An 11,840-nucleotide genomic window follows, 5' to 3' on the forward strand; every position below is an offset into this window, starting at 1 on the left:
GGCGGCCACGGCGAGCGCCCCCATCCGGCCATGACCTCCTCGAACTCACCCATGAACAGTCGCAGGACGTCCGCGACCCCCTCCGCGCCGGAGCGGACGAGCTCCCACAGGGGGCCGGGCCGGGCGTCCGACCGACCCAGGAGGCTGGCGGGCGGGCGAGGCGTACGGCTTTCGGCTGCCCTCCCAGGGGCTGCTACCACCCTGCTACCATCGCGGGGTGAGTTCCGCGAAGAAGCAGACGCAGGTCCGGCTGGAAGAGGAAGTGCTCGCCGCCGGCAAGGCCGCAGCGGCCGCCCGCCACCTGGACTTCAACCGGTATGTGGAGCGCCTCATCATTGAGGACACCACAGGTGCCCGCGCTGCCGGAATGGCGGCCGCGCAGCGGTTCATCGACGAGCACGGCTCCTTCCTCGACGACCTTGAGGAGCAGCTGGACGCCCCGTACGCCGGGCAGCGGCCGGGTGCCGCCGCGTGATCGTGCACGTCGACGAGTCCTGGATCCTCGAAGTGGCCGAGCGGGCAGGTCGGCGTGACCCGGCCGCGGACGACTACGGGGTGCCCATCGCGGCGGCCGCCCGGCATCGCGGCGAGCTCCTCGACACCCCCGTGTACGACGGTGCCTACGCCCGGGCCGCCGCTCTGGTGCACACCCTGGGCCGGTGCCGCTGGCTGGAGCGCTCGAACCTGACCGTGGCCTGTGCGGCCGCCGTTATGTATCTGGAGGCCAGCAACATCCCCGTCAGCCCCACCCGGGAACAGCTCACCGCACTCGCCCACGAACTGAACAGCCCCCGCTGCACCGCGGCCCGGATCGCCTCGTTCCTGCGCACCTGGAAACCCTGATCCCGCCGCGGGCAGCGACCACGTCAGAGCACGTCCGCGGGCAAGCCTCGACTGGATCCTGGCCAGAGTCCGTCGGACGGCCTTGCCGGATCACGTGGTGGTGGGGATGCCCCCAGGAGACCCAGGTGCCGCGCCGAACAGGAGGGTACGGGGTCCGGGAGGCGTCCTGGGTGAGGCGCTGGAGCGGGTCTTGGCGCTGTTCACGGGCCATGGTGTGTGGTGAGCTGTCGCGTCTGCGCGGCAGTTCGTTCTCCCTGGCGCCAAGGCCGGGAGGTTGTCCGTGGTGGCGGCGGAAGGCGGCGGCGAAGGCGAAGGGGGAGGCGAAGGGGGAGGCGTAGCCGACGGCGTTGGCGATCCGGGGCAGGCCACTGATGCCGGCGAATTCCGGGACGGTCCACGGGTGGGCCGCCTTCTCGTGGATGGCTTGCAGCGCGGGCCCCAGCCGCGGATCCGCGGCGGCCCGATTGCCTGACTCCCGTTGACGGGCGACCATCACCGGATGGATGGAGACGAGGGTCTGTTGCTGGTGCGGGTCGTGCAGACGTGTTCTGCCTACCCGTCCCAGTGGGATGCGTGGACGGCGGAGGGGCAGTATCTGTCCCTCCGTTATCGACATGGTGAGGGCTCCGTCGAGCGGCATCCTGGGCCTGACATCGACACACCGGACTCCTGGAACGAGGGTCTCTCGGAAGTCCTGGCCGAGTGGGACGACGGCACCGGCAGCGGGGTGATCAGTCTTGAGGCCTTCCTCGCGGCCTCCGGCTTGGCGTTGGCTTCGGGCGCATCGGTGAGTTGACGTCGTCGAGCCCACGGCTCTGGCGTTCTGGGGCCTGTTGACGTCCCGCTCGACGGCGCTGCCCTTCTTGTACCGCTCCTCGTCGAAGCGCGGTGGCCGTCCGCTCGCGATCCCTTGCGCAGGCGGGCCGGGGGACCCGGATCGTCTCCAGCACCGGCACGAACTGGGTGAAGCCCCCTCCCGAACGCCCCAACCCCCCCAAGCCCTCGCCTCCCGCACACCTCCACCAGTCGGACGGCGAGGCTCTGCCACGGAGTTTCGTCCCGGTGTTCCGGCGCCTCGTCCCCCTTCGAGCCGGCAAGGACCGGCGGCAGATCGCTGCGGGCGCCCACGGCATGCGCTATGCCGAGCCGGACGCCTCGTCGGCGCCGGCCAGGGACTTGAGGGCGCGGACGAAGCGCGTGGCGTCTGCGTCGGACAATGGGGCGAGGAAGCGGTCCTCCATCTCCTGGCGGGCGGATTCGGCGTCGCGCAGGCGTTCCTGTCCGGTCGGTGTCAGCCGCACCGTGTTCTTGCGCCGGTCTTGAGGGCTACGGCGCCGCTCGACGAGTTCCTTGTCCTCCAGCGCGTCGACGAGGGCCACCATCGTGGTGCGGTCGATGCCCAGCTTGCCCGCCGCCTCCAGCTGGGACAGGCCGTCGTGCGCGTCGAGGACGGCGAGAACCGCCAGTTCGCGGCCGTCGATCCCGTGCGGGGCCAGGACTCGCGAGGACTCCTCGGCCAGCCGCAGGTACGCGTGCTTGAGCAGGTAGCCGAGGCGGGAGGAGAGAACCTCGGGCGGTACGTCGCGCGTCATGGCCGCCAGCGTAGCCAGAAGCTGATAGTCAGTAGAGCTGACCATCGGCTAGGGTGACGAAATCGTCGCCCTCAGCGGTGACGCGTCGACTTGAAGGGCGCGTGCCAACCATGTCCGACCAGCACCCCTCCTCCGTGGCGTTCGGGATCAAGACCACCCCGATGCGGGTCTCCTACGACGACGTCCTCCGCGTGTGGCAGGAGGCCGACGACCTCCCCGAGATCGCGGACGCCTGGCTGTGGGACCACCTCATGCCGATCGCCGGACCGAAGGACGGGCAGATCCTCGAAGGCTGGACGCTGCTGAGCGCTCTGGCCGCCAGGACCCGGCGACTGCGCCTCGGCCTGCTCGTGACGAGCAACCGGATCCGGCCGCCCGCCGTCCTCGGCAAGATCGCCACGACGGTCGATGTGATCTCCGGGGGCCGCCTGATCATGGGCCTCGGCGTGGGCGGCACCGTGCAGCCGCCGAACACGGGCGGAATCACCGGCGAGAACCCGGCCGTCGCGGAGTACGCGGCCTACGGCCTCCCCCTCGTCCCGCCCGCCGAAGGCATCGCCCGCCTGGAGGAGACCATCGCCATCCTGCGCGGCATGTGGACACGGGACGTTTTCGACTTCCACGGCCGCCACTACACCCTGACCGGCAACCGCAACGAGCCGAAGCCGGTTCAACAACCAGGCCCGCCCCTGCTGATCGGCGGCTGGGGAGACAGGACGCTCCGCCTGGTCGCCGAGCACGCCGACATCTGGAACATCCCCGGACCACCGCACAACACGCTCGACCGCATCGCCGACCGCAGCGCCGTCCTGGACGGCCACTGCGCGGCCATCGGCCGTGATCCGCGGTCGATCACCCGCTCCGTGCAGTACATCGTTTCCTACGACGACCCGGCCGCCGACCGCAAAGTCATCACGGAGCTCATAGCCGCAGGCATGACACACATCGTGCTGAGCCTGCGAAGCCCCTATCCCTCACGAGTCGTTCAATGGCTCGTCGACGAGATCATCACGCCGGTGCGGGCCGACACCGGGGAATTCCGCTGACGTGGCTGCCGACAACTGCCTTCGTCCGTTGCCGGGTTCGGCTTTCCTCAGCCGTGCCGCAACCCGTCGACCGGGTCGTCGCGGAGCCGCGCCACGTGCCTCCGGCTCGCCGCAGCCCGACGCGCCCGCGGGGTGGGGCGCTCGCTCATCCGACCGGCACCGTTGGTGAAGGCAGCAGTGCCGGGTCCTGGCGCAGTACCCGCGCATGCAGGGACCGCAGCGCAGGTCCCGGGTCAGCCCCCATCGCCTCCGCGAGCCGCTGCCGTACGCCTTCGTAGGCGGTGAGTGCGTCAGAGGGGCGGCCCAGACGGCACAGGGCGAGCATCAGCAGCTCGACCAGGCGCTCGCGCAAGGGGTGCGTCGCCACGAGGCGGACCAGTTCGTGGACGTACGCGAAGGACCGGCCGAGGGCTATCTCGCCCTCAAGGCGTGCTTCGAGCACGGTGAGCCGTTTCTCGGTCCAGCGCAGCCGCTCCGCCGCAAGCCCCGGCGCCCGCAGGCCCTCCGCGAAGTCGCCGCGCCACAACTCCTCTGCCTGGCCCGCCAGTTCCACCGCGCGCCGCACCTCGCCGAGGTCACGTGCGGCGAGCGCTTCGTCGACCAGGAGCCGGCGTTCGGCCAGATCGCCGATGACGGCTCCGGTGAGTCGGTATCCCGCGCCGGTCCACTCCAGCAGTACGTCGTCGCCGAGTGCACGGCGCAGCCCGGAGACGTACTTCTGCACGAGGTTGCGCACATGCACCGGCGGCGCGCCGCCCCACACCGCCTCGACCAGCCCGTCGTACGACAGGGGACGCCCCTCCTGGAGCAGGAGCACGGCGAGGACCGCGCGCTGCTTCGGCGGGCCCAGCGGCACCTCGACGCCGTCGCGCAACGCCCGCAGCGGGCCCAGCAGTTCGAAGCGCACGGTTCCGACAGTCCCCTCACCCATGCGTCGAGCGTAACGCCGCCTGTGTCGTCACTCGGGCTCGTGCACCCAAGCCATCCCGAAGCCGCCTTCCAGTGGATCTTCCAGCGGGCCTTCCAGCGGATGGGCGGACGGTGGGCCGGTCACCCGGATCCCGACTCCTCTGGAAGGGCCGCCCCATGCTCACCCGGCTCGGCCGACTGGCGGTGCGGCGCAGTCGCGGCGTACTGATCGGCGCACTTCTCGTCCTGCTCGGTCTCGCCGCCTACGGCGCGGGAGCCCAGGAGGACCTCGACCTCTCGCGCTGGAGCTCTCCCGGCACCGAGTCCGTGCGCGCAGGCGACCTGCTGCGCGACGACTTCCGCACCGGGAACCCCAATCTCGCCCTCCTGGTCACGGCCCGCGACGGAGACGTGGACAGTGCGCGCACCGGGCGGGCCGCACGGCAACTCACCGCCGAGATCGAGGAGTTGCCGCGCGTCACGGACGTGACCTCCTACTGGGACGCCGGCAGCCCCGCCCTGCGCGGTGAGGACGGGCGGCGCGCCCTGATCCTCGCCCACCTGGACGGTGACGCCACCCAGACGCGCAAGGAACTGGCGTCCCTCTCACCCGAGTTGACCCGCACCACTCCCGAACTCGATGTCCGGGTCGGCGGTCAGGAGGAGATCTCCCGGCAGGTGGGTGAACAGGCCCGCGCCGACTTCCTGCGCGCTGAGGCCCTCGCCCTGCCGGTCGTACTGCTCCTGCTGATCCTGGTCTACCGGCGCACCACGGCCGCCCTGCTGACCGTTGGGGTCGGTCTGTTCTCCGTCCTCGGCACGCTCGCGGGCCTGCGCCTGCTGGCGCGGTTCACCGAGGTGTCGACGTTCGCCGCGAACCTGGCCCTCGTGCTCGGCCTCGGACTGGGCGTGGACTACAGCCTGTTCGTCATCAACCGCTACCGCGAGGAGCGCGGCGCCGGCCGGGACCGGGATGTGGCTGTCCTCGCGGCGACCGTCGCCGCCGGCCGTACGGTCGTCTTCAGCGGGATCACCGTCGCCGTGTCGCTGTGCGCGCTGCTGGTGTTCCCGTTCTTCTTCCTGAGCTCGTTCGCCTACGCCGGTGTCCTCGTCGTGCTCAGCGCGGTTGCCGGAGCCGTGCTTGTCCTGCCGGCCGCGCTCGCCCGCTGGGGCCACCGCGTGGAACGGCCCACCGCACCCGCCTCCGGTTTCTGGCACCGCACCGCCCTCGCGGCCATGCGCCGCCCGCTCCTCGCCGGTGCCGGGGTCCTCACGGTCCTGCTCGTCGCCGCGGCGCCCCTGCTGGGCCTGCGCTTCGGCCTGCCGGACGAACGCACCCTCCCGGCGGGCACGTCCTCGCGCACCACCTCCGAGATCGTCCACCGCGAGTTCGCCGCCGAACCCACCGACACCGTCCAGGTCGTCCTGACCCGACCCGCCGAAACGCGCGCCTACGCCGCCCGGCTCTCCCGGCTCCCGGGCGTCTACCAGGTCGACGCCCCCGATGGCGCCTACCGCGACGGACGCCGCACCGGAGCCCCCGGCCAGGACCGGCTGACCGCACCCGACGGACGCGCGCGCCTGGCCGTCGTACCCACCCAACAGGCGATGTACGGCGACGTCCCCGCCCTCGTCGAAAGCATCCGGGAGACCGCCGCCCCGGCCCCCGCGCTGATCGGCGGCTACCCGGGCGAGACCACCGACTTCCGCGCCACCCTCCTGGACCGGCTGCCGCTCGCCGTGGGCCTCGTCCTGGCGGCGACCTACGTGATCCTCTTCCTCATGACCGGCAGCGTGCTGCTGCCCCTGAAGGCGACCGCGCTCAACCTGCTCAGCCTCTCGGTCATGTTCGGCTGTCTGGTCTGGGTCTTCCAGGACGGCCACCTGTCAGGACTCCTCGGCTTCACCGCGACCGGCTCCATCGAGCCGAGCATCCCGGTACTGATGTTCTGCGTGGCCTACGGGCTCTCCATGGACTACGAGGTCTTCCTGCTGGCCCGCATCAAGGAGGAGCACGAGCGGACCGGCGACACCGAGCTGGCGGTGGGGGAGGGCGTCCGGCGCAGCGCACCGCTCATCACCGCCGCGGCCGGCATCCTCGCGCTGTCCTTCCTGTCGTACGCCTCCGGAGGCGTCGTCTTCCTCAAGGAACTCGGCGTCGGAACAGCCCTGACCATCCTCGTCGACGCCACCCTCATCCGGGTCGTGCTGCTGCCGGTGACCATGCGGCTCGCGGGGCGCGCGAACTGGTGGGCGCCCAAGAGGCTGCGGCGGCTGCGGGTCAGGGAGGACGACGTCCTTCGGGGCGAGTACGTGTGATGTCCTCGTCCGGCGGGTTCGTGGAAGGCGCCGTCGCGGAGCATCGCGAACAGCACGTTGATGCGTTGGCGGGTGAGGCGGAGCAGTGCCTGTGTATGCGTGAGCGGTCGGCCGCGCCGGAGGAGAGGGCGGGCCGGGACCTTCGGTGAAAGCGCTGGTCACAGCCGCTTGTGAGGGACCTCGACCGACAGGGTCGTCGCGACCGGACCCGCCACGTCGTGCCGTCCATCCGCTCTCCATGGTCGCGGATCCCGGTGGGGAATGAACTCCGACCTTGATTGTTGAAAGCGGTATGAAAAAGATCGGGTTCCTGTCTTTCGGCCATTGGACGCCGTCGCCGCACTCGCAGACGCGCTCGGCCGCGGACGCCCTTCTCCAGGCGATCGACCTCGCGGTGGCCGCGGAGGAGCTGGGCGCCGACGGCGCGTACTTCCGTGTCCATCACTTCGCGCGGCAGTACGCCTCACCGTTCCCGCTGCTCGCCGCCATCGGCGCGCGCACCAGCCGCATCGAGATCGGCACCGGCGTGATCGACATGCGCTACGAGAACCCGCTGTACATGGCCGAGGACGCCGGCGCCGCCGACCTGATCTCCGCAGGCCGACTGCAGCTCGGCATCAGCCGGGGATCCCCGGAGCAGGTCATCGACGGCTGGCGCCACTTCGGACACCTGCCGGCCGAGGGAGCCACCGACGCCGACATGGCACGCGCCCACACCGAGCGCCTCCTCGACGTACTGACGGGCGAGGGCTTCGCGGAGCCCAACCCCAATCCGATGTTCTCCAATCCGCCGGGGCTGCTGCGCATCGAACCGCACTCCGAAGGCCTCAGAGACCGCATCTGGTGGGGATCCGCGTCGAACGACACCGCGGCGTGGGCGGCCCGGCTCGGGATGAACCTGCAGAGCTCGACCCTCAAGTACGACGAGAGCGGCGAGCCACTGCACGTCCAGCAACGCAAGCAGATCGAGACCTACCGCGAGGCCTGGCGGGAAGCGGGGCACACCCGCGAACCGCGCGTCTCGGTCAGCCGCAGCATCTTCGCGCTGGTCGACGACCGCGACCGCGCCTACTTCGGCCGCGAGGGCAACTCCAAGGACCAGATCGGCTACATCGACGCCGACACCCGGGCCATCTTCGGCCGCTCCTACGCCGCCGAACCCGACGTGCTCATCAAGCAACTCGCCGACGACGAAGCCATCGCCGCCGCCGACACCCTCCTCCTCACCGTGCCCAACCAGCTCGGAGTCGCCTACAACGCCCACGTGATCGAGAGCATCCTGACCCACGTCGCTCCGGCCCTGGGCTGGCGCTGAGCACGGCGGGAGGCCGTGCACGGGAGGTGGTGAGCCCGGCGCGCCCACTCGCCTGATCCGTCGACCCCGCCGGCCCGCACCACGGGGAAAGGGGGCGGCAGCGGAGAGGTTTCTTGTGGGCGTGCGCCGGTGCGTTCGTGGTTGCGGATGTCGCGCGTAGGAGCGAACTGGATGCCCGCGCCGAGGAGTTGACCAAGCAGCTTCAGGAGGTCGAGGTCGAGCGGGACGAACTGGCGATCGCGGAGCGGGTGTTGAACCGTATGGAGGCCGACGGCCCGGTGCAGGTCAGGGCGGGCGGCGAGCGGCTGGGCCTGGATGCCTCGGTGTGCGGCATGCCGGAGCCGCTGGGGGCGAAGATGACCAAGCTCGTCGCCCCGCGGCTGGCTGCACAAACGGGGCGACGGGCGGTTCACCGCACGTCCGTGACCGCGTGAGCGGGCCGTAACTGGCTTGCCCCCGGCGGCAGTTGAGTTCGGCGTGAAGAAAAACAACGGTCTCGCCGAGGGTCCTGACGGCCTTGTTGACACCGCCCGCCTGCCGCCGTCGAGCGCGACCTTGAACTATCTCGTCGGCCTGCTGGCCGGCCGTGCCCGGCGCCTGGACCGCGCGTTGAAGAAGATCGCCCGAAAGGGCGGTGGCGTGGTCCTGCTGGACGGCTCCCTGATGCGCCCGCCGGCGCACCGGGACGGACAACCGGCCGAACTAGTCAGGCAAGCACAAATGCCATGGCCTGCTCGTGATCGCGCTCACCGACGACCGCGGCCGACTGGTGTGGATCTCCGCGGTGCGGCCCGGAGGCACATCCGAGATCACCGCCTGCCGCCACGACAAGCCCACCGCCCACCTGCGGGCCGCCGGGCTCGGTGCCATCGCCAACCTGGGGTTCGTCGGCCTCGACGACGGTCCTCCTGACGCCGACCCCCCGGTGATCTGCGGCTACAAGGGGGCCCGGAACCGGCCCCTGACCCGCGGCCAGAAGCTGTCCAACAAGGCACTGGCCGCGGTGCGGGCCTCGGTCGAGCACGGTTTCGCCCATCTCAAGAACTGGCGCGTCCTCACCAAGGTCCGCACCGACCCGAAGTGGGCGACCGCGCTGGTCAGAGCCCTGCTCATGCTGGCGAACCGGGAAGTCATGCGCTGACGGATGGGCTTGTCGCTGGACTAACGCCCGGACCTGCCCGAATCACCCGACGCCTACGCACACCAGACCATCTGACGTGCAGCTTTCACGATGCATCGGCCTCACTGGGGTGCGGATTGAGGCTGGGCATGGACGAGCCTCTTGCCCAGTTACAGCAATCCGTTCCGCTGGCACCAGGACTCGGCGTCGTGGCCTGCGGCTTCGAGGATCTGTCGCCAGTGGCCGTCGGCTGTAATCGCGTCCGGGACCGTCGGGTGAATGGCGAAGACCTTGACCAGTCCGGTGATGCGGAAGATCCGGATGATCCGGTCGGAGCTGATGACGAGGCGCAGCGAACCGTCCTGCGTTCGCGCCCGGTTCAGGGCGCCGACGAGGGCGCCGAGCCCTGTCGAGTCCAGGAACTCCACTTCACGCATGTCCACGATGATGTGCATGGCACCCGCGCCGAGGAGTTCGATCACTCCCTCCCGTAGCTTCGGTGCGGTGTACACGTCGATCTCGCCGCCGACGCGCAGAACGGCACCACCGCCTTGTGCGCCTACGGACTCCAGATGAAAGTGCTGCACTTCGGCCTCCAAGGGACCGGGTTGACTGGGCGATCGCTCCGACAACCGCCATGGCTTGGTCGGTAGTTCCCGGCCGCGCGTCATCACTCAGATTGACGGCGCAACTCCTGCAATGACGGTAGGGGCCGTGCCGAGCACTGTCAATGTCGGGCTTCATCTGTCATCCTGGGTAATGACAGATGGGGAGTGGTCATGAAGGTCGAGGAAGCCGTCGGGCACCAGATCGCGCGCCTTCGGGAAGCCAGGCGGATGTCGCTGGCCGAACTGGGCGAGGCGCTGGGCCGGTATCTGGGCAGGCCATGGAGCCGACAGGCGGTGCATCAGGCCGAACGCGGCCGCCGTGCCTTCACGGCCACCGAGTTGACGGCCATCGCCCTGGCCCTCGACACATCGGTACCGGCGCTCTTCGTCTCTGATGCCGGTGACGAACCGATCGAGATGCCCGGCAGGGCGGTCCCGGCCGAGGAGTACCGAGCAGTCCTCCTGCACGCGGACAAGGACACGCCCTTGGACGGCGTCGAGGAATTGATCTCCGCCCTGCACGACATCGAGGAGGTGCTCTCTCGGCCCGCCTTGATTCGCCTGGCGAAGATCGGCAGGGTGGCCGAACAGGTCGCCGCCTCCCAAGGCGGACCCGCCCGATGATCTACACCAAGGCCATCTGCTGCCGACCGGCGCGAGTACCCCATTCCTCATTCACACCAGACCCGCGGCCTGCGATTTCATGATGCGCACCCCTCAATGAGTGGCTGTGACCTGACCTTTCACTTGAGAGTTCTGGGGCTGCGTACCTCTGGATGCAGGGAGTCGGTGTGTCCTGCTGTTGGATAGGCGTGTGCCGAAGAGCGATGACTACGTGAGAACCAGCGCCCGTCTGACTGTCTGGGGCTGTCTTGCCGGGCTGGCTGTGGCACTGGTTCTTCCGGTGACCGTAGTGGTGACCGTCCTCCTCTTCGGGATGCCGACCCCCTAGAGCTGTCGGTGTCCCGGTGTCCCGGCTTCTCGTTGTCCAGGTGGTGGACGGAGTGGCTGCCCGAGACGCACAAGGGGTGGGCGGGGGCCAGCTGTCGGGCCACGTTGTTTCCGGGGTTTGGTCGTCGCGGAGGATGGCGCAGCCTGCGCCGCCCAGTGGAGTTACGCCGGGGACGCGGAGGGCGTGGTCCTGGGACCGTCATCGGGAGCCAAGAGGTGGCGCTCTCGCGCCTGCGGGTGTCGGCGTTGCTCAAGGGAGAACGCGCTGGCCTTTCAGGGGCGTTGGGCCTGTTGGAGTCGCTGGACTTGCCGGGTGACGAGGTCGGTGGGGAAGGAGGCAGTGCCGCCGACGTTGAGCTTTTGGAAGGTCGCGATGGTGTTCCCGGCCCGGACGATGGTGAACTGTTCGTTGCGGTCGCCTGGTTGTTCGGGTCCCATGGGGATGGTTTCGTGGAACCGGACGGCTTCGTCTCCGACGGCGGGGGCGTCTTCCATGGTGAGGGTGGCCGTGAAGGGGCCGACCCACCCGGTTCCTTCGTAGGAGTGGCAGGCGCCGAGTGCTTTGGTGAGCTGTGCGAAGGCCTGGTGGGCCTTGCCGTCTTCGTAGGCGGCGAGCGTTGAGGTGCCGCCCCAGATGTCGCCTTTCCAGTTGAAGGTCTGCAGGACGACGGTGGCTGCGTTGTCCGCGCCGCGGATGTCGAGCATGGTCTGGCAGGCGGGGTCGGACACAGGAGGGAAGGAACGCCGTTCCTGTTCGGGCACGGGATCCTTGACGGGGTTGCCGTATTCGTGGGCTCCCGCGACCTCGCCGTCCTTGAACGCGAGCGCCCGCAATTGCGCCCGGGTCAGGGGTACCGCGGCAGTCTTCGCCGAGGTGCTCGCCTGCGCTCTCGCTGTGTCTTGTGGTGCGTCGGAGCCTGTGGTGCAGGCGGACGCCATGAGGATGCCGGCCATGACGACACCGAGTGCCGGCACAGGCCGCAGTGTGCGGACGCGCATGAATGTTCCCCCGTGGGCTGTGTGAGCCAGGAGGCTGACGGTAGCCGTGGGTCGTCGTTTATGACCAGCACCTTTTGCGACGAAGGAAACGGCACCCTCCAACATCGAGACCGCCCACCGGACCTGCTCCTCGCAGCA

The 11,840-nt window shown here is 69.7% G+C and carries 11 protein-coding genes and 2 pseudogenes; 9 read left to right on the top strand and 4 right to left on the bottom strand.

The features are described from left to right. Positions 1 to 217: 217 nt before the first annotated feature. The 3 genes from ABZ928_RS19215 (at position 218) to ABZ928_RS19225 (ending at position 1,639) form a co-directional block, all read left to right on the top strand. Entirely contained in the window at positions 218 to 475 is a 258-nt protein-coding gene (locus ABZ928_RS19215; protein ID WP_361519962.1) for a hypothetical protein, read from the top strand. Further along, complete coding sequence (locus ABZ928_RS19220) at positions 472 to 843, top strand: fic family toxin-antitoxin system, toxin component (RefSeq protein WP_361519964.1); 372 nt, start codon at positions 472 to 474, stop codon at positions 841 to 843. The genes ABZ928_RS19215 and ABZ928_RS19220 overlap by 4 nt, the downstream gene beginning before the upstream one ends. 499 nt (positions 844 to 1,342) lie before the next feature. After that, complete coding sequence (locus tag ABZ928_RS19225; protein WP_361519967.1) at positions 1,343 to 1,639, top strand: hypothetical protein; 297 nt, start codon at positions 1,343 to 1,345, stop codon at positions 1,637 to 1,639. A 340-nt stretch (positions 1,640 to 1,979) separates the two neighbouring features. Here the strand turns inward: ABZ928_RS19225 and ABZ928_RS19230 are convergent, their stop codons facing one another. After that, complete coding sequence (locus tag ABZ928_RS19230) at positions 1,980 to 2,435, bottom strand: MarR family transcriptional regulator (RefSeq protein ID WP_361519970.1); 456 nt, start codon at positions 2,433 to 2,435, stop codon at positions 1,980 to 1,982. Positions 2,436 to 2,545: 110 nt separating this feature from the next. On the opposite strand from ABZ928_RS19230, the gene ABZ928_RS19235 reads away from it, so the two are divergent. After that, positions 2,546 to 3,481 (top strand): LLM class flavin-dependent oxidoreductase, encoded by a 936-nt coding sequence (locus ABZ928_RS19235; protein ID WP_361519972.1) that lies wholly within the window; start codon positions 2,546 to 2,548, stop codon positions 3,479 to 3,481. Positions 3,482 to 3,626: 145 nt separating this feature from the next. On the opposite strand, the gene ABZ928_RS19240 is transcribed toward ABZ928_RS19235, so the two are convergent. Next, entirely contained in the window at positions 3,627 to 4,412 is a 786-nt protein-coding gene (locus ABZ928_RS19240) for a BTAD domain-containing putative transcriptional regulator (protein WP_361519975.1), read from the bottom strand. A gap of 155 nt (positions 4,413 to 4,567) precedes the next feature. Here ABZ928_RS19240 and ABZ928_RS19245 point away from each other — a divergent pair, with 155 nt between their 5' ends. From ABZ928_RS19245 to ABZ928_RS19260, 4 genes and pseudogenes are all read left to right on the top strand, one after another. Then, complete coding sequence (locus tag ABZ928_RS19245; protein WP_361519978.1) at positions 4,568 to 6,709, top strand: MMPL family transporter; 2,142 nt, start codon at positions 4,568 to 4,570, stop codon at positions 6,707 to 6,709. A 292-nt stretch (positions 6,710 to 7,001) separates the two neighbouring features. Further along, positions 7,002 to 8,024 (top strand): LLM class flavin-dependent oxidoreductase, encoded by a 1,023-nt coding sequence (locus ABZ928_RS19250; protein ID WP_361519981.1) that lies wholly within the window; start codon positions 7,002 to 7,004, stop codon positions 8,022 to 8,024. A gap of 137 nt (positions 8,025 to 8,161) precedes the next feature. Beyond that, positions 8,162 to 8,450: pseudogene (locus tag ABZ928_RS19255) on the top strand (hypothetical protein). Positions 8,451 to 8,760: 310 nt separating this feature from the next. Beyond that, on the top strand, positions 8,761 to 9,165 hold the full coding sequence (locus ABZ928_RS19260; RefSeq protein ID WP_361519984.1) for a transposase family protein: 405 nt from the start codon (positions 8,761 to 8,763) through the stop codon (positions 9,163 to 9,165). Between the two features lie 227 nt (positions 9,166 to 9,392). Here ABZ928_RS19260 and ABZ928_RS19265 read toward each other — a convergent pair. Further along, positions 9,393 to 9,716: pseudogene (locus tag ABZ928_RS19265) on the bottom strand (STAS domain-containing protein); the annotation flags it as partial. Positions 9,717 to 9,923: 207 nt separating this feature from the next. On the opposite strand from ABZ928_RS19265, the gene ABZ928_RS19270 reads away from it, so the two are divergent. Next, the gene (locus tag ABZ928_RS19270; protein WP_361519987.1) at positions 9,924 to 10,376 is read left to right on the top strand and encodes a helix-turn-helix transcriptional regulator; all 453 of its coding nucleotides are present in this window, start codon (positions 9,924 to 9,926) and stop codon (positions 10,374 to 10,376) included. A 600-nt stretch (positions 10,377 to 10,976) separates the two neighbouring features. Here the strand turns inward: ABZ928_RS19270 and ABZ928_RS19275 are convergent. Next, positions 10,977 to 11,702 (bottom strand): hypothetical protein, encoded by a 726-nt coding sequence (locus ABZ928_RS19275; protein WP_361519990.1) that lies wholly within the window; start codon positions 11,700 to 11,702, stop codon positions 10,977 to 10,979. Positions 11,703 to 11,840 lie beyond the last annotated feature (138 nt).

This window comes from Streptomyces sp. NPDC046909 (assembly GCF_040644695.1).
GTDB lineage: Bacteria > Actinomycetota > Actinomycetes > Streptomycetales > Streptomycetaceae > Streptomyces.